Annotated in this window: 20 protein-coding genes; 6 read left to right on the top strand and 14 right to left on the bottom strand. The window is 58.9% G+C overall.

Going from position 1 to position 22,655, the window contains the following annotated elements; all coding sequences use genetic code 11:
* Positions 1 to 5: 5 nt before the first annotated feature.
* On the bottom strand, positions 6 to 569 hold the full coding sequence (efp, locus tag LG376_RS09055; RefSeq protein WP_023021466.1) for an elongation factor P: 564 nt from the start codon (positions 567 to 569) through the stop codon (positions 6 to 8).
* 253 nt (positions 570 to 822) lie between these two features.
* On the opposite strand from efp, the gene LG376_RS09050 reads away from it, so the two are divergent.
* Positions 823 to 1,719 (top strand): GDSL-type esterase/lipase family protein, encoded by an 897-nt coding sequence (locus LG376_RS09050; protein ID WP_225746894.1) that lies wholly within the window; start codon positions 823 to 825, stop codon positions 1,717 to 1,719.
* On the opposite strand, the gene LG376_RS09045 is transcribed toward LG376_RS09050, so the two are convergent.
* The 13 genes from LG376_RS09045 to aspS form a co-directional block, all read right to left on the bottom strand.
* On the bottom strand, positions 1,716 to 2,822 hold the full coding sequence (locus LG376_RS09045; protein WP_198493127.1) for an aminopeptidase P family protein: 1,107 nt from the start codon (positions 2,820 to 2,822) through the stop codon (positions 1,716 to 1,718). The two genes, LG376_RS09050 and LG376_RS09045, sit on opposite strands and share 4 nt — an antisense overlap.
* A 119-nt stretch (positions 2,823 to 2,941) precedes the next feature.
* Positions 2,942 to 3,370: a type II 3-dehydroquinate dehydratase gene (gene aroQ, locus LG376_RS09040; RefSeq protein ID WP_198493128.1), complete on the bottom strand. Its 429-nt coding sequence runs from the start codon at positions 3,368 to 3,370 to the stop codon at positions 2,942 to 2,944.
* Positions 3,371 to 3,372: 2 nt separating this feature from the next.
* The gene (gene aroB / locus LG376_RS09035; protein WP_198493129.1) at positions 3,373 to 4,443 is read right to left on the bottom strand and encodes a 3-dehydroquinate synthase; all 1,071 of its coding nucleotides are present in this window, start codon (positions 4,441 to 4,443) and stop codon (positions 3,373 to 3,375) included.
* 65 nt (positions 4,444 to 4,508) lie between these two features.
* Entirely contained in the window at positions 4,509 to 5,045 is a 537-nt protein-coding gene (locus tag LG376_RS09030) for a shikimate kinase (RefSeq protein ID WP_198493130.1), read from the bottom strand.
* A gap of 3 nt (positions 5,046 to 5,048) precedes the next feature.
* Positions 5,049 to 6,260 carry a chorismate synthase gene (gene aroC / locus LG376_RS09025; RefSeq protein WP_198493131.1) on the bottom strand — a complete coding sequence of 404 codons (1,212 nt, stop codon included), beginning with the start codon at positions 6,258 to 6,260 and terminating at the stop codon, positions 5,049 to 5,051.
* A 68-nt stretch (positions 6,261 to 6,328) separates the two neighbouring features.
* Entirely contained in the window at positions 6,329 to 6,721 is a 393-nt protein-coding gene (locus LG376_RS09020; protein WP_225746893.1) for an A24 family peptidase, read from the bottom strand.
* Between the two features lie 112 nt (positions 6,722 to 6,833).
* Positions 6,834 to 7,661, bottom strand: a complete 828-nt coding sequence (locus tag LG376_RS09015; protein ID WP_225746892.1) for a shikimate dehydrogenase — start codon at positions 7,659 to 7,661, stop codon at positions 6,834 to 6,836.
* A 31-nt stretch (positions 7,662 to 7,692) separates the two neighbouring features.
* On the bottom strand, positions 7,693 to 8,886 hold the full coding sequence (gene mltG / locus LG376_RS09010) for an endolytic transglycosylase MltG (RefSeq protein ID WP_225747378.1): 1,194 nt from the start codon (positions 8,884 to 8,886) through the stop codon (positions 7,693 to 7,695).
* A 38-nt stretch (positions 8,887 to 8,924) separates the two neighbouring features.
* Complete coding sequence (gene ruvX, locus LG376_RS09005) at positions 8,925 to 9,476, bottom strand: Holliday junction resolvase RuvX (RefSeq protein WP_225746891.1); 552 nt, start codon at positions 9,474 to 9,476, stop codon at positions 8,925 to 8,927.
* A 10-nt stretch (positions 9,477 to 9,486) separates the two neighbouring features.
* Entirely contained in the window at positions 9,487 to 12,171 is a 2,685-nt protein-coding gene (gene alaS, locus LG376_RS09000; RefSeq protein ID WP_198493135.1) for an alanine--tRNA ligase, read from the bottom strand.
* 101 nt (positions 12,172 to 12,272) lie between these two features.
* Positions 12,273 to 13,664 (bottom strand): replication-associated recombination protein A, encoded by a 1,392-nt coding sequence (locus LG376_RS08995; protein WP_225746890.1) that lies wholly within the window; start codon positions 13,662 to 13,664, stop codon positions 12,273 to 12,275.
* Positions 13,665 to 13,707: 43 nt separating this feature from the next.
* A complete protein-coding gene (locus tag LG376_RS08990; protein ID WP_225746889.1) occupies positions 13,708 to 14,922 on the bottom strand; it encodes a phosphotransferase in 1,215 nt (404 codons plus the stop codon).
* 123 nt (positions 14,923 to 15,045) lie between these two features.
* Complete coding sequence (aspS, locus tag LG376_RS08985) at positions 15,046 to 16,878, bottom strand: aspartate--tRNA ligase (RefSeq protein ID WP_225746888.1); 1,833 nt, start codon at positions 16,876 to 16,878, stop codon at positions 15,046 to 15,048.
* A 244-nt stretch (positions 16,879 to 17,122) separates the two neighbouring features.
* On the opposite strand from aspS, the gene LG376_RS08980 reads away from it, so the two are divergent.
* From LG376_RS08980 to LG376_RS08960, 5 genes are all read left to right on the top strand, one after another.
* The gene (locus LG376_RS08980) at positions 17,123 to 18,001 is read left to right on the top strand and encodes a neutral zinc metallopeptidase (RefSeq protein WP_225746887.1); all 879 of its coding nucleotides are present in this window, start codon (positions 17,123 to 17,125) and stop codon (positions 17,999 to 18,001) included.
* 240 nt (positions 18,002 to 18,241) lie between these two features.
* Positions 18,242 to 19,828 (top strand): inorganic phosphate transporter, encoded by a 1,587-nt coding sequence (locus tag LG376_RS08975; RefSeq protein ID WP_225747377.1) that lies wholly within the window; start codon positions 18,242 to 18,244, stop codon positions 19,826 to 19,828.
* Between the two features lie 144 nt (positions 19,829 to 19,972).
* Positions 19,973 to 20,695, top strand: coding sequence for a hypothetical protein (locus LG376_RS08970; protein ID WP_198493140.1), 723 nt, complete (start codon positions 19,973 to 19,975; stop codon positions 20,693 to 20,695).
* Between the two features lie 76 nt (positions 20,696 to 20,771).
* Positions 20,772 to 21,884, top strand: coding sequence for an LLM class flavin-dependent oxidoreductase (locus tag LG376_RS08965; RefSeq protein ID WP_049378249.1), 1,113 nt, complete (start codon positions 20,772 to 20,774; stop codon positions 21,882 to 21,884).
* Between the two features lie 2 nt (positions 21,885 to 21,886).
* Positions 21,887 to 22,546, top strand: a complete 660-nt coding sequence (locus LG376_RS08960; RefSeq protein WP_225746886.1) for an FMN reductase — start codon at positions 21,887 to 21,889, stop codon at positions 22,544 to 22,546.
* Positions 22,547 to 22,655: the final 109 nt, after the last annotated feature.

Raw genomic sequence — 22,655 nt, 5'->3', positions numbered from 1 at the left:
ATGCCCTAGTTGTTAACACGGGAGAGGTACTCGCCGGTACGGGTATCAATCTTGAGAACATTGCCGATCTCAATAAACAGCGGAACCTGGATTTCAGCACCGGTTTCCAGGGTGGCGGGCTTGGTACCGCCGGAAGAACGGTCACCCTGCAGGCCAGGTTCGGTGTGCTCTACCTTGAGGTCTACGGAGATAGGCAGTTCTGCAAAGAGTGCCTCATCCTCGTAGAAGGAAACCTGAACGCGCATGTTCTCCAGCAGGAAGCGAGCGGCATCGCCGAACTTCTCCGGCGGGAGCTCGAACTGCTCGAAGGTCTTTTCATCCATAACAACGTAGCTGGTGCCATCGTTGTACAGGTAGGTCATATCGCGGCGGTCCACGGTAGCGGTCTCTACCTTTACGCCAGCATTCCACGTCTTGTCCACGGTCTTACCGGAGACAACATCCTTGAGCTTGGTACGCACGAAGGCTGGGCCCTTGCCCGGCTTCACGTGCTGGAACTCAACGATCTGCATCAGTTTGTTGTCGATCTTCAGAACGAGGCCGTTCTTGAAATCAGTAGTATCAGCCATTGCGGTTAAACTCCCGAAAATTGTGGACTAAAGGTTGAAAACAATGTTTAAGCCTACCGGACAACTGCCCCTTGGGGTATTACCGGTCCCCCGTTTCTGCCCCACAGTATTCTGCGGAGTGGCTTTCGGGGCCTTTCGCCTGCCCAAAGCGGATACACGCGGGAGCAATCAAAGGTTTTTATCCAGCAATAACTCGCTGTACGATAAGACTTTGCTTTATTAATTTTTCACATATCTACCAAGGATTTTTGCGATGCCTCTCAAGAAGCTTTACGCCGCGGCTACCGCTACTGGCGCAGCCGTAGCAGCACTCTCCGCCCCGCAGGCCATGGCGGCAGACGCCCAGACTGTGATGTTCGGCGATTCTGTCTTTGCCAACCCAACCTATGGCCAAATTGGTACTACCTCGAGCCTGTCCCCTTCGGCAAGCACTACGCTCTCTTCTGCCACCCACGGCATCGAAGACGCTCCTGGCGCGCCGTCCCCACAGGGTTGCCCGCAGGGTCAGAGTAATGTTGGCCGCGAATTGGGGCGCGTTTCAGGTCAGCACGTAGCCAACTATGCATGCTCTGCGGCGAAGGCCGCCGGCCACTCGCACCGCAAGGACTTCCAGGAACAGATCAACGGAGCCATTGCCAATAATGATCTCAATGGTGCCACCAAAAATGTTTTAATTCAGTTCGGCGCCAATGATTTCCAGGAAATCGTGCGCCCATCTCTTTCTTCTTCCAACCCCTACTACGACGGAATGAAGCATTCGATCCAGCGGATTCGCCACGCCGCCCCGAATGCCCGCATCACCGTTGTAGGTTATCCCGCTATCTCCGCCCGCAATGGCGCGGTATGCCCGCTGCGTACCTCCGCACCGGGTTCCTCTGAAGCCGGGTTCAACATGGACTACGCGGGCCTGGTTCGCACCGGTGAGGACCACGTCAATAGCGCCATGTACAAGGCAGCACGCGCAAACGGCGTGCAGTACTACAACCTACGTGCCGACTCCATTGATCACGGCATGTGCGCGCCGGACAGCACTCGCTGGATTTCCGGCAAGTGGGAGTACTCCGTACCGCACAACCTCTTTAATCACCTCACGCACCTGGGCAACCGCAACGTCGCCCAGCTGCTTAACTCCAAGGTGCTGGCTCACTAGGCGGGCAGTTCAGTAAATTCCTTCGTCGCGGCGGTAATGATCTTCGGTGCGCCATCGGTAATGATGAGCGTATCTTCGATGCGCACGCCGCCCTTGCCTGGCACATAGATACCTGGCTCGATGGTCAGGGTCATGCCGGCGGCGAGTTCGCCCTTACCGGTCTGTGCCGCGAACGGAGCCTCGTGGACGTCGAGGCCCACGCCGTGGCCTGTCGAGTGCACAAAGTAGTCGCCGTAGCCCGCGGCGGAGATGACATCGCGGCAGGCGGCGTCGACGTCGGCAAGCTTAGCGCCCGGTACCGAGGCTGCCACGCCCGCCTTTTGGGCGCGGAGCACCACATCATAGATTTCCTTGGCAAAATCATTCGCCGTGCCAACGACGTAGGTGCGGGTGCAATCGGAGTTGAACCCGCGCAGGTGCGCACCGAAATCGATGGTCACAAGGTCGCCGTTCTCGATGACCCGGTCATCGGCACCATGGTGCGGCATCGCCGAATTCGGGCCAGAAGCGACAATGGTATCGAAGCTCACCCGCTCCGAGCCGAGCATGCGCATCCGGTACTCCAAATCGGCGGCCACCTGGCGCTCGGTGCGGCCGGCACGCAACTCACCAGCGGCGAGTAGATCCTCCAGCGCCTGATTAGCCAGCGCGGCAATCTCTTCCAGCTTTTCTAGCTCGAGCGAATCCTTCACCAAGCGAATTTTTTCAATGACACCGGCGATGGGAACCAAGGTAACTGACTCTGGGGCGGACTCTTCCAGGTCCTTCAGCTCAGAGACCGAGAGGTAGTCGGCTTCAAAACCGACTCGAACCGGCCCCTCGACATCTGCAAACTGCTGCAGGAGTACCTTTCCTACCGCGCGGCCTTGGACAGCCTCTAGATCAGGAACTTCGCGGGCAATCTGCGTGGTATACCGGCCGTCGGTAGCAACCTGCGCGGTAAGGTCTTTGCGCAAAAGTAGCCCGCCATTCGAGCCGGAGAATCCCGAAAGGTAGCGCACGTGCGTGAGGTGGATCACCAGAACGGCATCGATGCGCTGGCCGGCTAGTTCCGCGGCAAGCTTGCGGCGCCGGTCACTAAAACGGGTATCTGCCAAAGCCATGATTTCATCCTTCTGGGTCGACTGCGGTGTAGAAAGTATCCACCCAGTATATCGACCCTGCCACCGCAGATGGGCGGATTTCTTTCTAGCCGGCTGCCGCCCAGCCCGTTCGTGGGGGCTTATTGGCAGAGGTAGTCCACTGCCGCCACGTAGCCGAAGACACCCAACCCCGCGATGACGCCGCTGGCAATAGGGCTGAGATAGGAGTGATGGCGGAAGGGCTCGCGCGCATGCACATTAGAAATATGCACTTCTACGAATCCGGCGCCATCGGCTACCTCTGCCAGGGCATCCCGCAGGGCCACTGAGGTATGGGTAAATCCGCCGGGATTAATTATTACGGGGTGTCCCGCATCCGCGGCGGCATGCACCTTCTCAATGAGCTCACCCTCATGGTTGGACTGGAAGCACTCTACTTCTGCCCCGCGCTCGGCGGCGCGAGAGGAGACTATCTTCTCTACATCCGCCAGGGTGGTGGAGCCGTAGACATCCGGTTGCCGTTTTCCCAAGCGGTTCAAGTTCGGGCCGTTGAGGACAATAATCTTCATTTCTACTCCGAAATCGCGGCGTAGGCCGCTTCTAGCTCTTCCGTACTGGGGCCTTCGAGACGGGTGGTCTCGCCCACCCCGGTCAAGGCTACAAACCGGATCTGTCCATCGCGGTTCTTCTTATCGTGGGTCATTGCCTCATACAGGTCCGCGAACTGCCCTGGCCTATACGTAGTCGGCAGCCCAATGCTGTGCAGGATCCGGCGGTGCTTTTCCACCAGTTCCGCGTCAATGAGGCCGCGCGCATGCGCTAGGTGGGCGATAAACATCATGCCCACCGCCACCGCGTGGCCATGGCGCCATTCATAATGTTCATGGCGCTCCACAGCATGGCCAAAGGTATGGCCGTAGTTCAGCGTTTCACGCAGGCCCGATTCTTTGAGATCCTCGCCCACCACCGCAGCCTTCACCGCAATGGAGCGCTCAATCAATTCTGGAAGATGGCCCTGCGGGTCCACGCATGCGCCGGGGTCACTGTCATAGCGCTCAAGGATCACCGGGTCATGGATGAATCCGGTTTTAATGATTTCTGCCGAACCAGCGACAATTTCCGCCGCGGGCAGGGTTTCGAGGCGCTCGAGATCCACAAACACAGAATCTGGCTCATGAAAGGCGCCAACGAGGTTCTTGCCGGCTGCGGTATTGATGCCGGTTTTGCCGCCGACGGCCGCGTCAACCATGGCCAATAGCGTGGTGGGCACCTGAATGACCTTGATGCCGCGCATCCACCCGGCCGCGGCGAACCCAGCCAAATCGGTGGTGGCGCCACCGCCGAGGCCGATGATGACGTCACGGCGATTAAAGCCCTTCTCCCCCAGCTGATCCCACACGCCGCCGATGACGTTGAGCTGCTTGGCGGCCTCGGCATCGGGGACGTCGATAAGCGTAGGCTCCACCCCTTCAGCGGCAACGAGTTCTGCTAAGCGCTCGGCCGCGGCACGCAGCGGCGGCTGGCAGATAATGCCCGCCTGGACTGCACCAATCTGTGCACAGCGCTGCGCGATGTCCCAGTTGAGATCGGTGCCAATGCGAACTTCATAGGGCTGTGGTCCATTAACGGCAATGCTGGGCATGGTGGTCCTTTCCGTTCACCGCCGAGCCAATGGGGCGAGGAACTAGTGTTAGCGCGGCGGGGAATCTACAAGGTATCGAGGAAGCCCAGGATATCGCCCACCACCTGCTGTGGGGTCCGAGCATCAGTGCGTACCCGGTAATCTGCCACCTCCTGGTAATACGGGCGCCGCACCTCCACGAGGTTGCGGTAGTGCTCGAGTGGATTGTCGGACGCAAGCACCGGCCGATTGCTATCCCCGGATGTACGCCGTGCGCCTTCTTCGGGGGAGATATCCAAAAAGATGACGGTATGGCGCTCCAGCAGCTCACGGGTGGAATCTGTCAACACTGCCCCGCCGCCGAGGCTGACTACTCCACCAGTGCGCAGTGCCGCAGCAACGTGTTCGGCTTCGAGCGCGCGAAAGTCAGGTTCACCTAGCTCGCTAAAAATTTCCCCGCACGGCTTATTCTTAGTCTGTTCAATAAGGTGATCCGAATCCACCAGTTCGCAGCTCAAGGCGTGGGAAAGGCGACGGCCAATGGTGGATTTACCCGCACCTGGCGGGCCAACCAAAACAACGCGTGGACGGGGCAGTCCCGTAACGGCGGTTGGGGTGGTCATAACTTACTCCTGGTCAAAAGCAAGGCGGTCCGAAACGTATTTATCATACGCGGCGATGGCCGCAGAGGTTTCTTCGAGGCTATCGCCACCGAATTTTTCTAGCACGGCCCGCGCAAGAACGAGGGCAACCATTGCTTCTGCAACGACGCCCGCCGCCGGAACCGCGCACACATCTGAGCGCTGGTGGATGGCAGTAGCTTCAGCGCCGGACTCCATATCAATAGTGCGCAAGGCACGCGGAACCGTAGAAATCGGCTTCATTGCCGCCCGCACGCGCAGCTGCTGTCCGTTCGTCATGCCGCCTTCGAGTCCCCCTGCACGGTTGCTGAGGCGGGATACGCCTTCTTCGGTTCGCACCATCTCATCGTGGGCAGCGGAACCGCGACGACGGGCCTCGGCAAAACCATCGCCAATTTCCACTCCCTTGATGGCCTGAATGCCCATCAAGGCGTTGGCCAATTGTGCGTCCAAGCGGTCATCGCCGGAAATGTGCGAGCCTAGCCCGATAGGCAGGCCATCGACCACAACTTCAACGATGCCGCCCAAGGTATCACCCTGCTTCTTTGCGGCTTCAATTTCCGCAATCATGGAGGCTTCAGCTGCCTTATCGCAGGCGCGGACCGGCGAATCATCGATAGCCTCGATGTCCGCGAACGCTGGTGCAGGCCCCTGATAAGGCTCGGAAGCACCAATAGATATCACGTGGGAGAGAACCTCAACGCCCAAGGTTTCGCGCAGGAAATTGCGCGCAACGGTAGCTGCGGCCACTCGCGCTGCCGTCTCACGCGCAGAGGAGCGCTCCAGGATGGGGCGCGCTTCCCTGTGGCGATACTTCACCATTCCGGCAAAGTCAGCGTGCCCGGGGCGCGGCCTAGTCAAGGCGGCACCGCGGCCGGAGTTCATCGCTTTAATAGTGTCCTCATCGTCCATATCCAGAGGATCGGCCGACATGATGGTGGTCCACTTGGGCCACTCCGTATTGCCAATCATGATGGCGATGGGACTACCCAAGGTGAGTCCATGGCGGACTCCACCCAGCACGGTGACCTCATCAGCCTCAAACTTCATACGGGCACCGCGGCCATAACCTAGGCGGCGCCGGGAAAGCTGATGGGAAATATCGGCGCGGGTAATGGGGACCCCAGCGGGCATGTGCTCCAACATCGAAATAAGAGCTTGGCCGTGGGATTCACCTGCAGTAGTCCAACGAAGCATGCGGGTATTATCGCACGGCCTGGCCAATCCAGTACCAACTTGGCCCCGCAATAAATTCTTTTACCCCCTCAAAGAGGGTGCGCACATGCGATAACGACCGTTGCCGCTAGCAGCATTGCAGGACCATGCGGGCTCTCCTTCTGCCCACTGCACGCCGACCACAAAAGCGTCAGAAGGGACGCGCTGCCGCTTGCTGCTACCACACCCATAAACCCAGCCACATGCCCCACCAGCATTCCCAGGGGCCAGGCGAGTTTGATGTCGCCTCCACCCACGCCTGCATGGGCCAGCCCCAGCACGAGGTAGATCCCCGGCCACCACAGCCCACTCCAATTGGCCACGACAAGCGACAGCACCGCAGCTGGAAGCGTCAGCCAATCTGGCAATCGGCGCTGCCGAACATCCCACCAGCACAGGGCTGCTGCCCACAAACAATAGATAATTCCCCCGACTATTAGCACAGGGATCACACTAAGGCACGCTGTGAGCAAACGCTGGGCGCCTTTGTCTACATGGCGAATTCTGCAGCTTCTACTGCACAGGAGTTGCAGGCCGCGCTTGCCGACGCCCCTCCTACTTAGTTGTCTGCGACCGCTTCTGCAGCTCCTGGTTCAATGCCTTCAGCATCTCTTCCCGCGGGGCCGCCACCCCGGTAAATTGCTCGAACTGGCTAAATGCTTGGTGCGCGAGCATGACATGCCCGCCGACGGTCTTGTACCCATTGGCCGCCGCGCACATGGTCAGCGGCGTGGGCCAAGGATCATAAATGACGTCCAGCACCGGTGCGTGGGCAATGGCAAAGACATAGTCTTCCACCGCCGCGGCTGGAACGGTGGACACAATGACATCGACAGTGCGAGCCAGCGCGGATAAGTCCCCGTCGAAACTGACAAAGGAAAGTTCCAGCCCTAAGTTCTGGGCGAGCGGCAAAAGTTCGGCGCTGCGGTCGGAACGGTTGAGGACCGTAACCTTTTTCACCCCGCGCTCAGCTAGCGCCCACAACGCGGGACGAGCGGTGCCCCCAGCGCCAATAAGCAGCGCATGAGCTGCTGGATTATCCCCCAGAAGTTCGCCGAGCGCACCGCGTACGCCTTCGGTATCGGTATTATCTGCAAACCAACCGTCGGCCCTGCGCACCAAGGTATTTGCCGAGCCAATCAGTTGGGCCCGGTCACTTACACTGTCCGCGAAGCGGAGGGCGGCAAACTTTCCGGGCATGGTCACGGAGAAACCAACAAACTCTGAGTCGCTTGCCGCCACCAGTTCCGGAAGCCCTTCCGCCGATGTTTCACAGCGGGTGTAGTCCCAACCGGCCAGCCCGGCGGCCTCGTAGCCAGCATTGTGAAGCACCGGAGACAAGGAGTGCTCGATGGGGCTACCAAGGACGGCCGCACGTGGCATGGTGTTCTACCTCTTTGTGGTCGTCGTGGCTCTACTGGGCGGGCTGCTCGGCAGCGGCGTCACCGTTGCCGGAACCAGCGCCCTCGCCTTCGCGCTTGGAGTCAAGCACGCCGGAGCGGATGGCGTCATCGACGCGGCCCAAGTGCTCATCGTAAGTATCGGAGAATACGGTGGTGCCCTCCTGGTCCACGGTGACGAAGAACTTCCAGTTGCCCTCAGCCGGCTCTTCCATGGCCTTGATTGCATCGTCCGAAGGAGAAGCAATCGGGGTATCCGGCAGGCCCTCCTTCGCGTAGGTATTCCACGGGGTCTTCTCCCCACGGGCCTCATCGGTGGTGGCCAGTTCAACGTCTTCCAAGCCGTAGTTCACGGTGGAGTCAAACTCCAGGCGCATTGGCTCGTCCAAGCGGTTGAGGATAACGCGGGCAACCTTGTCTAACTCGCCCGCTGGCGCCTCGCGCTCCACCAAGGAAGCGGAGGTGAGCAGCTCGTATGGGCTCAGACCAATGGCCTTTGCGCGTTCTTCAATATTGGTTTCGTTGTAACGCTTGGTGGAGCGGGTGATGAGATCCTTGAGGATATCCTTGGCCTCCATATTGGGGTCCAAGACGTACTGGCCTGGCGCGATAAGGCCCTCAATGCGCTTGGGGTCATTGCCGCGCTTATTAATAGCGTCCAAGGCCCACTGCGGTGCGCCCAGCTCGGCTGGGTCGGTTTCGGCGGCAACCTTTTCCAGGTCCTCCTTCTTCAGGCAGTTGCCATCGTTGCAGCTGACCTCAGAAATCAGGGAGTAAATGCCGTAGCGGACGTCTCCGCCCACAACCTTGACGTCCTCCAAGGTGGCACCACCTTGCACCTCGAGCATGTCCACGCGGTTATTCTCATCCAGCAATGCCTCGACCGCTGCGTCTGCGCTCATTTCTTCCTGCAGACGGTAGAAACCCGGCTGGATTTGGCTCGCACTGTGGTTCATCGACGCAGCAGAATCGAAAGCGTCTTTCGTCTTCACCACATTCTTTTCTACCAATGCAGGTCCGAGCTCGGACATGGACGAGCCTTCCGGCACCTCCACCAGCTGGGTGGTACCGTTGCCGGTTCCTTCATAATCGGCGGAGGTATTGCCGAGGCGGAATCCGATGTAGATAAGGGCGCCAAGGATAACGATGATGGACGCAATGACAACGGCAATGCCGCGCTGGCGGCGCTTGACGTATTTCGGCTCCATCGATCGGCCAAGGCGTTCTTGGTTACGGCTCACGTGTTTTAGTCTCCTGAGTCTGAAGGCTGGTCTATTGCAGCATAGGAGCGTAGCGCGCTCGCGCGCCCATCTAACCAAGTCTGCAATATCTCCACCGCTGCTGCTTGGTCGATGACTTTACGGCCCTTCTTCTCGGACACGCCGGACGCGCGCAGCGCGGTGGTTGCTGCCACGGTAGTCAGACGCTCATCAGCCAAACGTATTGGTGGTGGAACTTTATCTATATTTGCATCTCGATTCAACCGACGGCGGATGCGAAACGCAATTTCTTTAGCATGTTTTACGCTTTTGGACCCATTTCCCTGCAAGTCCCGCGGCAACCCTACGATGACCTCAACTGCATCGTAGGAATCAATGAGTTCCAAGATGCGGTCAATATCGCCCTTATCGCGATCCTTGAACCCGGTTTCCCGGTGCACGGTCTCCACTGGAGTGGCAAGCGTGGCTTCCCTATTGGACACTGCCACGCCAATACGTACCGTACCGACATCGAGTGCGATCCGGCGGCCCTGCCCCGGGTCATCAACTCCCGGGGTATCTGGTTCCACTTTTGCCACGGTCGAACTCCTATAGGGACTCGAGCATGTCCTTGACGGCTGCAAAGCCGCGCTCAGCACCGGCTGCAGTAGAACCAGAGCCCTGAGCCATATCCGGCTTACCGCCGCCACGACCGTCGACGTACTGGCCAAACTGCTTCACAATGTCCCCGGACTTCACGCCGCGTCCAACGGCCTTGTCCGTAGCCGCCGCGATGAACGGGAACTTGCCCTTATCCTCGGCGCCCAAGACGATAACGGCTTCTTCCTCGCGCAGGCGGTTGCGCAGGTCCGTAGCAACGGTGCGCAGGTCCCCGCCGGTGGTGCCTTCCGGCAAGGTCAGAGCAATGACCTTGAATCCATTGATGTCCTTGGCTGCGCTGACGAACTCGGTGGCACGCGCAGCCAGCTGTTGCTTGCGCAGGGTTTCAATTTCCTTCTCCGCTGCCTTGAGCTTTTCAGACAGCTGCGCGATGCGATCCGGCAAATCCTCGGTCTGCACCTTGAGCTCGCGGGACACGCCTTCTACCAAGGCAGTTTCCTTGGAGTAGTAACGGAAGGCATCCAAACCGGAGTAGGCCTCGATGCGGCGAGCACCAGAGCCAACGGAGGACTCACCCAGCACGGATACCGGTCCGATTTCAGCGGAGGAACCAACGTGGGTACCGCCGCAGAGCTCGATGGAGAACGGTCCGCCGATTTCTACTACGCGGACTTCCTTGCCGTAGTTCTCACCGAATAGTGCCATAGCTCCCATGGCCTTGGCCTCCTCCAGGGAGGTCTCAATGGTGTTGACCGCAAAATTGGAATCGATTGCCTGGTTGGTAATCAAAGCGATCTCCTCCAGCTGTGCCTGACTGAGCTGCTCGGTGTAGTTGAAGTCAAAGCGCAGGTAGCCTGGGCGGTTCATGGAGCCGGCCTGGACGGCGGTGGGGCCAAGCACCTGGCGCAGTGCGGCGTGAATGAGGTGCGTAGCAGAGTGTGCCTGGGTAGCACCGTGGCGCCACTGCTCGTCGACGGCCGCTTCAACGGACATACCCAAGTCAAGGCCGCCAGCGGTAACCGTGGCCTTGTGTACCCACAGCTTCTTGCCAATCTTTTGAACGTCGTTGACCTCCAGCAAAGACTCACCGGCCATAATGCGGCCGCGGTCTGCCATCTGGCCGCCCGCTTCGGCGTACAGCGGGGTGTGGTCCAAGATGACCTCAACCTGCTCGCCCTCGTGCACCTGGTCGACCTTTTCGCCGCCGCGGACGAGGCCGATCACGCGGGCGTCGGAAGTAAGCTCCTCAAAGCCGGTGAAGACGGTGGGGTTATTGTCTACCCAGTCGCGGTAGAGAGAAAGGTCGGTGTGGCCGTGCTTCTTGGCCTGGTTATCGGCCTTGGCGCGGCGGCGCTGCTCGCCCATGGCGTCGTTAAAGCCATCCATGTCGACCTCAAGGCCGGCTTCCTGGGCCATCTCCAAGGTCAAGTCGATGGGGAAACCGTAGGTATCGTGCAGCTCAAAGGCCTTCTCACCCGGTAGCACCTTTGCGGTCTTCGCGCGGGAAGTGGACTTGAGTTCCTGGACGGCATCATCGAAGAGGCGGGTGCCGGACTCGAGAGTCTTCAGGAAGGCCTTTTCCTCATTCACGGCAACGCGCAGGATGCGCTCGCGGTTGTCCGCAATCTCCGGGTAAGACGGGGTCATGGTGTCCATGACCGTATTCATGAAGCGCTCCATAGTCGCGCCCTTAGCGCCCAGCAGCTTGGCGGAACGGATAATGCGACGCAGCAGGCGGCGCAGGATATACCCGCGGCCCTCATTGCCAGGGGTCACGCCATCCAGGATGAGCATCATGCCGGTACGGGAATGGTCAGCTACCACGCGGAAGCGGATGTTGTCTTCGTGGGAGGCGTTATCGCCATAAGTGGCACCGGTAAGCTCCTCGGCTACGTCAATAACTGGGCGCAGCAGGTCCGTTTCATAGACATTGTCTACGTCCTGCAAAATGCAGGCCACGCGCTCGATGCCCAGGCCCGTATCGATATTCTTCTTCGGCAGCTCGCCGACGATCTCAAAGTTGCCCTTGCCAATGCCCTCGCCGCGCTCATTTTGCATGAAGACCAGGTTCCAGATCTCCATGTAACGGTTGTCATCGGCAATCGGGCCGCCGTCCTTGCCGTACTCCGGACCGCGGTCATAATAAATCTCGGAGCACGGGCCACAGGGCCCAGGGATACCCATGGACCAGTAGTTGTCCTCCATGCCGAGGCGCTGAATGCGCTCTTCTGGAACACCGATCTTGTCGCGCCAAATTTCGGCGGCCTCATCATCATCCAGGTAAACCGTGACCCACAAGCGCTCTGGGTCTAGGCCAAAGCCGCCCTCATCAACGGAGCCGGTAAGCAAGGTCCACGCATTGGTGATGGCGCCTTCCTTGAAGTACTGGCCAAAGGAGAAGTTGCCGGCCATCTGGAAGAAGGTGTTGTGGCGGGTGGTAATACCCACCTCATCAATGTCTAAGGTACGTACGCACTTTTGGATGGAAGTGGCAAGGCCCTTGGCAAAGGGCGGGTTCTGCTGGCCCAAGAAATAGGGCTTAAACGGAACCATGCCGGCATTAACGAAAAGCAGGTTAGGGTCATCCAGGATCAGCGAGGCGCTTGGTACTGCCTCGTGACCAGAATTGACGAAGTGCTGGGTAAACCGTTCCCGGATCTCATGAGTCTTCACGAGCAACAATCCTAACTGTCTGAGCTTTCATCTTCTATCAAGAAGTTTCTAACCCGCCCAACTCTACCCTTCGCTGCACAGCGATTTCCCATCAGTGGGGATCAGCGAGGCCGGCGAGCGTTTTTGCCTGGGCCGCGCTTGCCACGAATAATGCTGCGCAAGCGGCCAATATAGTCATAAACTCGCTTCTCAGCCCCGTGATCGGTGGGTTCATAGTAAACCGAACCCTCCAGCTCATCGGGCAGGTACTGCTGCTCCACTACGCCGCGGGGATCATCGTGGGGATAGACATAGCCCACGGCATTTCCCATCCGCTTGGCGCCCTCATAGTGCCCATCGCGCAGATGCGGTGGGACGTGGCCGACCTTGCCAGCGGCTACATCGGTTTGCGCTTGCGTGATGGCAGAAATGACCGAGGGCGATTTTGGCGCGGTGGCCAGGTGGATGGTGGCTTGCGCGAGCGGGATTCGGGCTTCTGGCATGCCAATGAGCTGAGCGGCCTCGGCCGCCGCCACGGCCACCTGGAGCGCGGTTGGATCAGCCATGCCGATGTCCTCGGAGGCGTGCACAATGAGCCGCCGGGCAATAAAGCGCGGATCCTCTCCAGCCTCTACCATACGGGCGAGATAATGCAGCGCAGCATCCACGTCGGAGCCGCGGATGGACTTAATAAAGGCAGAAACCACGTCATAGTGTTGGTCGCCGTCGCGGTCATAGCGCACCACTGCCTTATTGACGTTGTCCGTGACCGTTTGTGGGGTAATTTCCCCGCCAGCGTCAACCGCTTCGGCCGCGGCCTCAAGATAGGTCAGCGTACGCCGCGCATCGCCGCCGGCGAGGAGTACCAACTGGTCCAAGGCTTCATCGGTGATTCGAATGTTGCGCTCACCTAGGCCACGGTCGCTTTCGAGCGCACGCTTAGCGACGCCCCTCAGGTCATCATCGCTTAGCGAATGCAATTGCAACAGCAGCGAACGCGACAAAAGCGGCGCGACGACGGAGAAGGAAGGGTTTTCCGTAGTTGCCGCTACGAGCAATACCGTGCGATTTTCCACGGCTGCGAGGAGTGCGTCCTGCTGGGTTTTGGAAAAGCGGTGCACCTCATCAATAAAGAGCACGGTCCGTCGGCCTTGAATGAGCTCTTGCCGGGCGTGGGTGATGACCTCGCGGACCTGCTTGACGCCCGAATCGAGGGCGGAGAGGCCCACGAAGTTCTGCCCCATTTGGCTGGCGATGAGCGAGGCAATGGTGGTCTTGCCGGTGCCCGGCGGCCCGTACAAGATGACGGAGGCCTCGCCTGAGCCTTCCACGAGGCGACGCAATGGCTTTCCGGGGGCCAAGAGATGGTCTTGCCCGACCACTTCATCTAGGTTTTGGGGACGCATGCGCGCCGCCAGTGGGGACCCGGCGTGGGTGGCGAAAAGGTTCTTCCCGGGCAGCGGCGACGCGCTGCGCTCCGAAGTGGGCCCGCCAAATAATGAGTCTTGAGACACTGGAAAGCTACCTCCTATAAGGGTGCGGGCACACCGTGATTGTCTATTCGTCGTCCAAGCGGCGCGCAATGGCGCTGCCAAATTCTGCGATGGGCGCGCAGGCGGGTCCATCGCAGCGCGCGGCATATCGGGATAGCGCCTCAAAGGTTTCATAGAGGTCGCGGCGCACAAGCAATTCATCTTCCGTAAACGGGCCGTGGTCGGCCGGACGCAAAATGGAGCGCTGCGGATCATGGACGACCTCGGCTTCTCCCCTGGCTAGGGCAACCAGCCCTTCGATGCCGCCGGCGTGCATCGTGGTCACGCTCGATAGCGCCCAGCCAATGAGCGACGCCACGATAAGGCCGTGGATTTCTTCCGCATTAGAAAATAGCGGCCACACCTCAGATACGGCACGAGACCAAGCAGAGATGAAGATATCTGCCTCTTCGTCCGTGATCGGCTTGGAGAACAGGAACTGTGGGAATCCGGCGATAACGCAGGCTACGTCGAAGCCAACATTGCGGAATCCTGCCCATTCATAGTCCAAGAAGTGCAGGCGATGAGACACAATGATGTTATCCGGCGAAAGGTCGAAGGGAGTAAATGCCCGGTCCTTGCCGGATGCCAGAGATCGAGCGGCTTGACCCGCTAGCTCCCGGAAGCTGGCCGGTGCCTCAAGCCCGGCTTTATCCAGCAAGTCGAGGCCGATGCCAATGGAGCGCTCCAGCGCCTCATCGCGCACGGACTGGTGCGGGGCCAAGTCCGGATTCTTGCGCAGCATCCTATTGAGCAGGGTTTCATAATCTTGCTCATGGCCCGCGGTTCCAGCGTGCATGTGCCCCAACGCACTGCCTAGCGAGCGCAATACCCGCACGCGGTCGTCATCGGTGGACTGTACAAGGACGTCGGCAAGCGTTTCGCCCTCACCCAAGTCCGTCAACACAATAATCCGCTGCTCCAGATCGTGGGCAAGAAGCACGGGGCCGGGCCGCACGTCCTCAGATAACGCGGTGGTGAATTGATATGCCACAACCTCGCGCAGCATCGCAGCATCATCGACAGCATAGCCGGTAACCGGGTTGTACTTAATAACTACCGAGCGGTGCGGCAGGAAGGCTCCAGGGGCAATCCTGGCGCGCAGAACCATTGCATTGCCGGAACCGTCCAAGCGCTCCACGCTCGACATCTCCGGGGTGCCACCAAAACGGCGCGACAACATCTCCGAGGCGGCCTTGATGACATCCTCGGGTGATAGCACAGCTTCGTTATCAACCATAGTTCTATCCAGTATGCCCCCTCACACCAAAGCGGGGTCACAAGTTCGCCCGCAGCGAAATTGCCGCGACCAACGATGTGCCCCGCACGGTGTGTCTTAAAGGCTGAGGATTAAGCTACCCGCTTACTTCTCCTCAGCGGTCTCTGCCGCGGTGGAACCGGCCTTGTCCTGTTCCTTCTTCTTTTCTGGTTTGTAGTCTACGCCGGTCTCCTTACGCTGTGCGGCTGGGATTGCCGCTGGGGCGTCGGTAAGCGGATCCACGCCACCTCCGGACTTCGGGAACGCAATAACGTCGCGGATGGAGTCGAAACCGCCCAACAGGGAGACGATGCGGTCCCAGCCGAAGGCGATGCCGCCGTGTGGTGGGGCGCCGTACTGGAAGGCATCGAGCAGGAAGCCGAACTTCTCCTGAGCTTCCTCGTCACCGATTCCCATGACGTCGAAGACGCGCTTCTGCACGTCCTCCTGGTGGATACGGATGGAGCCGCCGCCAATCTCGTTGCCGTTGCAGACAATGTCATAGGCGTACGCCAGCGCCTCGCCCGGGTTCTGGTCAAAGTTGTCCAGGTACTCCGGCTTCGGGGAGGTAAAGGCGTGGTGAACCGCGGTCCACTTGGAGTGGCCCAGTGCGACGTCACCAGAAGCGGTCGCATCAGCGGAAGGTTCAAAAAGCGGAGCGTCTACAACCCAGGTAAAGGCCCAGTCGCCTTCCTTGATAAGGTCCAGCTTCTTTGCAATCTCGCCACGTGCAGCGCCCAAGAGGGCGCGGGAAGACTTGGTGTCACCGGCGGCAAAGAAGATGGCGTCGCCCGGCTTAGCGCCGACGTGCTCTGCAATGCCCTCGCGCTCGGCGTCGGTAATGTTCTTAGCCACCGGACCGCCCAAGGTGCCGTCCTCGCCCACGGTGATGTAGGCCAGCCCCTTGGCGCCACGCTGCTTAGCCCAATCCTGCCAAGCATCGAACTGACGGCGCGGCTGGGAGGCGCCGCCTTCCATAACCACGGCGCCGACGTATTCGTTCTGGAAGACGCGGAAGGTGGTGTCCTTGAAGAACTCGGTGCACTCCACAATCTTGATGTCAAAGCGCAGGTCCGGTTTATCGGAACCGTAGTACTTCATCGCATCGGCGTAGGTCATGCGCGGGATCGGAGTCTTGATCTCGTAGCCGATGAGCTTCCACAGCTCGGTGACGATTTCTTCCGCCAAGGCGATGACATCGTCCTGGTCTACGAAGGACATCTCCACGTCCAGCTGGGTAAACTCCGGCTGGCGGTCAGCGCGGAAGTCCTCATCGCGGTAGCAACGCGCGATCTGGTAATAGCGCTCCATGCCGGAGACCATGAGCAGCTGCTTGAAAAGCTGCGGGGACTGCGGCAGTGCATACCAGGTGCCTGGCTTCAAACGCGCTGGAACCAGGAAGTCGCGTGCGCCCTCCGGGGTGGAACGAGTCAGGGTTGGAGTCTCGATCTCTGCAAAATCATGCGAATCCAGTACCTTGCGGGCCGCGCGGTTGGCAGCAGAACGAAGCCGCAGCGCCTGTGCCTGGCGCTCGCGGCGCAGGTCCAGGTAGCGGTACTTCAGACGAGTCTCCTCGCCTACCTCACCTGAGGTGGAAGGATCATCAATCTGGAATGGCAGCGCTGCGGACTTATTCAGAACCTCAAGATCCGCGACGTTGACCTCAATCTCACCGGACGGCAGGTTGGGGTTTTCCGAGCCTTCTGGGCGAGGCTCCACGGTACCGGTGACCTTAACGCAGTATTCGGAACGCAGGTCGTGGGCGCGCTCCGCCACGTCAGATTCACGGAAGACAACCTGAGCGATGCCGGAGCGATCGCGCAGGTCAATGAAGATCACACCACCGTGATCGCGGCGGCGGGAAACCCAACCGGTTAGGGTGACGGTCTCTCCTGCGAGTTCTTTGCGGAGCTCACCTGCTAAGTGGGTACGCAGCACTGATGTTCAATCCCTTCTAAAAATTGTGTCACTTGCGGGTCCCGCCACGCGTAAACAGCGCGCGCCAAACCAAGCACAAGACTAGGAACGCGCACAATTCTACATCCCTACCGGTACGCGGAGCGCAGTAAGGTAGGCGCTAGCTAACCTCTAAGACCGCACAAGAGCCACCGTTTCCCTGCTTCAGTCTCTTTCCAGCAAGCTTCATCCTGTGTATGAGGGGGCCATGTGGCACTATTTAGGCATGACTTTTAGATCAGGTGCCGATTTCGGCGGCAAAGAAGCGCGTTCGGGTGGCGGTGGCGGTGGCATCGCCATTGGCGGTGGCGTCGGCTCAATTGTTCTAGTAGGCCTTTTCCTCCTGTTGGGCGGCAATCCCTCAGACTTGGGAGCGATTCTGGGCAGCGAGCAGACCCAATCTGACGGTGCTGCACAGGGCGAAAGCCCCGAATGCGAAACTGCAGAAGATGGCAACACCAAGGATGAATGCCTCGTAGAGTTCACCGGTCGCAGCGTGGATAACGTCTGGTCCAAGGTCTTGCCGGAACAGGCAGATATCCAATACACCGAACCGGAGCGCGTGGTCTTCCACGGCAGCGTTAATACCGGCTGTGGCGCCGCGACTTCATCTACTGGCCCCTTCTACTGCCCGCGCGACGAGTCCGCCTATTTCGACACCGCGTTCTTTGATTCCCTGCGCAACTTCGGCGCGGATAATGCTCCTTTGGCCCGCATGTACATCGTGGCGCACGAGTTCGGCCACCACATTCAAAACCTTGAGGGCACCCTCGGCCTGTCGGACTATAACGACCCAGGCGCCGATTCCAACGCGGTAAAGATCGAGTTGCAGGCTGACTGCTACGCAGGCCTGTGGGCTTCCTATGCCGATAAGGGTGATAACCCCTTGCTTGAGCCAATCACCAAAGAACAGGTCTCGGACGCCGTCGCGGCCGCCCAGGCGGTGGGCGATGACAATATCCAGCGCCGCTCCGGCGGCCAGGTCGAGCCCGATTCCTGGACGCATGGTTCTTCCGAACAGCGTGAGAAGGCATTCCTTGCTGGATATAACTCTGGCAAGATGTCCCAGTGCGACACCCTTGAGCGCGGCGCCTACCGCGGCTAATACTCACAACGTGGCCGTCACCAAGAGCGGCGGCCACTATGTTCGCGAATAGCCACATTGCTTTCACGAACTCCACATCTTGAATTCACTTTCCCGAAACCTAGGGCCTTTAGTCTGAGCGTGCGTTCTCTACATAAGAATTTCTTTTGAGAATCCCCTTAACCACGCTGACAAGCGCGGCCATACCCCTCGTGCACGCTTTCCTGAAAGGTTCTTCCTGTGTCTACCCCTACCACCCAGATGACGGACATTGAGGCCGTCAATGGCAAGGGCAACGACTGGATTTGGCACGCCATCTTTGGCGGCCTTACCGCCGTTACCCTCATCGGTTTTATGATCTGGGGCCACGACTACGTCGATGGCTCTAAGCCCATTCTCCTTGGCACCGCCATTCTCTTCGCCCTTTTCATGGCCTTCAATATTGGCGGCAATGACGTTGCCAACTCCTTCGGTACTTCCGTGGGTGCCGGAACGCTATCCATGAAGCAGGCCCTCGTTGTCGCCGCCATCTTCGAGGTCTCCGGTGCCATCCTCGCCGGCGGCGAGGTTACCGATACCGTGCGTTCCGGCATCGTCGACCTTGACGCCATTGATGGGCTCGACCCCATGGAGTTCGTCTACATCATGATGTCGTCCCTTTTGGGTGCGGCCATCTGGCTCCTCGTTGCCACCCGTATGGGCTGGCCGGTGTCTACCACCCACTCCATCGTTGGCGGCATCGTCGGCGCCGCGCTCACCGTTGGCTTTGTCACCGGCAAGGGCGGCTTGGACATGGTGCAGTGGGGCGGAATAGGCACCATTGCCATCTCGTGGGTGCTCTCCCCTGTCCTTGGCGGTCTCGCCGCGTTTATCCTGTTCAAATGGATTAAGACCTCCATCTTGGTCTATAACGAGGAAGCAGACCAGAAGCTGCGCGAAATCAAGACCCGCCGCGCGGAGCTGCGCCAAGAGCACAAGTCTCGCTTTGCTCGCCTCAATGAAATCCAGCAGATCAGCTACACCAACGCCATGGCCCGGGACGCCGCCTTGGTGGCAGAAGAAGACTTTGATCCGGATCAGCTGGAATCTGAGTATTACCGCGATCTGTATAACCTCAACAAGGACATGGATGATGTCAAGGCTCACCGCGCCCTGGAGAGCTGGGTACCGGTACTAGCCGCCATTGGTGCCATCATCATCTCCGCCATGGTGATGTTCAAGGGTCTCAAGCACACCGGACTCGATTTCAGCGTCCTTCAGAACCTGTTGGTCATGGGCATGGTCGGCGCAGTGGTGTGGATGGCCGTCTTCATTTTCGCCCGCTCCCTGAAGAAGAAGTCGCTGGCTAAGTCCACCTTCCTTCTCTTTTCTTGGATGCAGGTATTTACCGCTTCGGCCTTCGCCTTCTCCCACGGTTCCAACGACATTGCCAATGCCATTGGCCCTTTCGCTGCGGTTATTGACGTCCTCAAGACCGGCCAAGTAAACGATGAGGCTGCCGTGCCGGTTGCCGTCATGATTGCCATGGGTGTCGCCCTGATTTCTGGCTTGTGGTTCATCGGCCGCTTCGTGATTCAGACCGTGGGCTCAGGCCTTACCCAAATGCACCCTTCCTCCGGCTTTGCTGCTGAGCTTGCCGCCGCCGCTGTGGTGATGGGTTCATCGATCTTGGGCCTTCCGGTTTCTTCCACCCACATCCTCATCGGCGCCGTGTTGGGCGTGGGCATTGTCAACAAGGCAGCTAATTGGAACCTGATGAAGCCTATCGCCTTGGCGTGGGTTATTACGCTCCCAGCCGCCGCAGTCATCGCCGCCATTACCGTGTCTGTACTGCGCGTAGTCTTCTAACGGCAGTCCCTCTCGGTTCAGCCTCGGCAAGCTCGCCACATCCGCTAGTCTCACCGACCATTGCGCCGGGGCTAGCGGGTTTTCCATTGGGTAGCTTGGACAAACACCCTGCTTGGCGACGCCCTCTTCTCTACACTGGCCCATATGACCGCGCACCGAGCTACCGCATTCCTGGCTGCATTCAACGACATAGAACAACACTTGCGCTCGGCTCTCAACGCTGAGAACTCAGATTCTTTCTGGTGGATCGTAGACAAGGCACGAGACAAGCACGTGCTTTCCAGTAAGCAAGCCGAAGCGCTCAAAGATTTTTCTAACCTACGCAATGCCATTGCCCACGGTCGCTACTACAAATCAGAGCCCATTGCAGAACCGAACGAGGCCGTGGTTAAGCAGATTTCCGCTCTCCGAGACATAGTGGTTTCCCCGCCCGACACCCTCCGCGTCTTGCAGCCACAAAAGGTATTCACCTTGACGTCTGCCACATCAATCATAGAGGCATTTAACGTCATAAAGGATAAGGACTTTTCCCAAATCCCTATCTACGATGAAGGCCGCTTCACCGCTTTGTTAACCACCAACACTATTGCGCGATGGGTAGCAAGAGACCTCAGCGATAACCACATGCTCGATGCCGCGGACATCGCAGACATTGTGGAATACAAAGAACCCAGTGATCGCGCTATCTTTCTTGCCCGCGCAGTAAGCGTGCAAGAGACGGTGGATGCTCTTTCAGAAACCGATAGCCAAGGGCACCGCCCTTGCGCAGCGGTCATCACAGAACACGGCAAAGTCAATGAGAGACCCCTGCGCCTCGTTGCACCGGCCGATCTACCAGCTCTTTTTGATGCCCTAGAATGGGAATAATTCTCCCGCAGCCGGCTTCTCTTGCAGCCAGCACTGCGTCTATCTTCACTCCTGTGCACCGCATAGAAAGGCAACCATGCAATTCGGCATCTTCACTATCGGGGATCTCACTACTGACCCCATCTCAGGAAAGACACCCACTGAGGCTGAACGCATCCGCAATCTAACGGAAATTGCCCTCAAAGCCGAAGAGGTTGGCCTTGACGTCTTTGCCACCGGTGAGCACCACAACCCACCCTTCGTACCGTCCTCTCCTACAACGCACCTGGCTTATATCGCCGCGCAGACGGAGCGCTTGCATCTATCTACTGCCACCACGCTGATTACTACCAATGACCCGGTAAAGATCGCGGAGGACTACGCCTTTCTGCAGCACCTTGCTAACGGCCGCGTAGACCTCATGCTCGGCCGCGGAAATACCGGCCCAGTCTATCCCTGGTTTGGCAAAGACATCCAGCAGGGCATTCCTTTGGCTATTGAGAACTATCACCTGCTGCGCAGGCTCTGGCGCGAGCCCGTTGTTAACTGGCAAGGAAAGTTCCGCGCGGGACTAGAGGGGTTTACCGCTACTCCGGCACCGCTGGATGGAATTCCGCCGTTTGTCTGGCACGGCTCCATTCGTTCACCGCAAATCGCTGAACAAGCGGCATACTACGGCGATGGCTTCTTCCACAACAATATCTTCTGGAATAAGGAGCACACCGCTCAGTTGGTGGATCTCTACCGCCGTCGCTTTGCAAACTATGGCCATGGTCAAGCGGACCAAGCAATCGTCGGACTTGGTGGCCAAGTCTTCATTGGCGAAACCGAACAAGAAGCTAAAGACTTCTTCCGCCCCTACTTCGACAACGCCCCAGTCTATGGCCACGGGCCAAGCCTCGAGGACTACACGGCGCAGACTCCACTGACCGTTGGCACCGTGGAGCAGGTAATTGAAAAGACCCTCAGCTTTGCGGACTGGGCCGGTGACTACCAGCGTCAGCTATTCCTCATCGATCACGCGGGACTTCCACAAGAAGTAGTTCTCAAACAAATAGAAATCCTCGGCACGCAGGTTGTCCCCGAGCTGCGACGCCGCTTTGAGCAGCGCCGTCCGAGCCACGTACCTTCTGATCCGCCGACGCACGCAAGCTTGCTCTCTGAGCCTAAACCTTCACACCTTCAAGTCAGCCCAGGAAAGGAGAACTAGTTATGCGCTCCCTCCTCGTTATCTCAGCTGGCCTATCGCAGCCGTCTTCTTCTCGCAGGCTGGCAGACAGGCTCGCAGAAGCCACGCGCGCCAAAATCTCTGCGCGCGGTGAAGGAGCCCAAATCGATGTCATTGAGGTTCGCGATCTCGCTTTCGAATTAGCTACCGCCATAACCGATCAAACTGCGCAAACGCCCCTTTTGGCTAGAGCCAAGCAGCAAGTTGCCGATGCCGATGGCCTGATCGCCGTCACCCCTGTATTCCAAGGCAGCTATTCGGGCCTTTTCAAGATGTTCTTTGACACCTTGGAGCCCCATGGCCTCGACAACCTACCCACCATCATCGCAGCTACGGCTGGTTCTTCACGCCATGTCCTCATTTTGGACTACGCACTGCGCCCGCTATTTAACCAGCTCCACGCAAACGTCGTGCCGACGGGAGTGTTTCAGGCCACAGAAGATCTAGGAACTCCGGAAGGAGAGCGCATTGCTGCCCGCATTGAGCGCTCTGCCATCCAGCTGGCTGACCAGATAGTTGCCCCGCAGGACAGGGTGCCCGGAATTGCCGGCGATCTCACCGGGCTGGGAGGCCGCTCCACCGTCCGGCTAGCAAAGGAGAACTTCATCCCCCTTGACAAGCTCCTGAATGGGTACGGCAAATAAGCGACAACGCTAGCAGTGCTACGCATAGACGACGATTGATAGAAGGTGTGACTTTCGCTACCCTGGTCATATAAAATCTGCCTCTACCCTTTGGATCCAGCTTCGACCG

It is taken from the genome of Corynebacterium sp. Marseille-P4611 (genome assembly GCF_916618765.1).
GTDB lineage: Bacteria > Actinomycetota > Actinomycetes > Mycobacteriales > Mycobacteriaceae > Corynebacterium > Corynebacterium marquesiae.
Note: the sequence above shows the minus strand (reverse complement) of the source record. Positions and strands in the feature narration are given on the sequence as shown.

What these genes read in the sequence shown, in the direction of transcription:
- efp (WP_023021466.1), bottom strand. Translation starts at nt 569, where the DNA reads ATGGCTGATACTACTGATTTCAAGAACGGCCTCGTTCTGAAGATCGAC.
- LG376_RS09050 (WP_225746894.1), top strand. Translation starts at nt 823, where the DNA reads ATGCCTCTCAAGAAGCTTTACGCCGCGGCTACCGCTACTGGCGCAGCC.
- LG376_RS09045 (WP_198493127.1), bottom strand. Translation starts at nt 2,822, where the DNA reads ATGGCTTTGGCAGATACCCGTTTTAGTGACCGGCGCCGCAAGCTTGCC.
- aroQ (WP_198493128.1), bottom strand. Translation starts at nt 3,370, where the DNA reads ATGAAGATTATTGTCCTCAACGGCCCGAACTTGAACCGCTTGGGAAAA.
- aroB (WP_198493129.1), bottom strand. Translation starts at nt 4,443, where the DNA reads ATGCCCAGCATTGCCGTTAATGGACCACAGCCCTATGAAGTTCGCATT.
- LG376_RS09030 (WP_198493130.1), bottom strand. Translation starts at nt 5,045, where the DNA reads ATGACCACCCCAACCGCCGTTACGGGACTGCCCCGTCCACGCGTTGTT.
- aroC (WP_198493131.1), bottom strand. Translation starts at nt 6,260, where the DNA reads ATGCTTCGTTGGACTACTGCAGGTGAATCCCACGGCCAAGCTCTTATT.
- LG376_RS09015 (WP_225746892.1), bottom strand. Translation starts at nt 7,661, where the DNA reads ATGCCACGTGCGGCCGTCCTTGGTAGCCCCATCGAGCACTCCTTGTCT.
- mltG (WP_225747378.1), bottom strand. Translation starts at nt 8,886, where the DNA reads ATGGAGCCGAAATACGTCAAGCGCCGCCAGCGCGGCATTGCCGTTGTC.
- LG376_RS08990 (WP_225746889.1), bottom strand. Translation starts at nt 14,922, where the DNA reads ATGGTTGATAACGAAGCTGTGCTATCACCCGAGGATGTCATCAAGGCC.
- LG376_RS08980 (WP_225746887.1), top strand. Translation starts at nt 17,123, where the DNA reads ATGACTTTTAGATCAGGTGCCGATTTCGGCGGCAAAGAAGCGCGTTCG.
- LG376_RS08975 (WP_225747377.1), top strand. Translation starts at nt 18,242, where the DNA reads ATGACGGACATTGAGGCCGTCAATGGCAAGGGCAACGACTGGATTTGG.
- LG376_RS08970 (WP_198493140.1), top strand. Translation starts at nt 19,973, where the DNA reads ATGACCGCGCACCGAGCTACCGCATTCCTGGCTGCATTCAACGACATA.
- LG376_RS08965 (WP_049378249.1), top strand. Translation starts at nt 20,772, where the DNA reads ATGCAATTCGGCATCTTCACTATCGGGGATCTCACTACTGACCCCATC.
- LG376_RS08960 (WP_225746886.1), top strand. Translation starts at nt 21,887, where the DNA reads ATGCGCTCCCTCCTCGTTATCTCAGCTGGCCTATCGCAGCCGTCTTCT.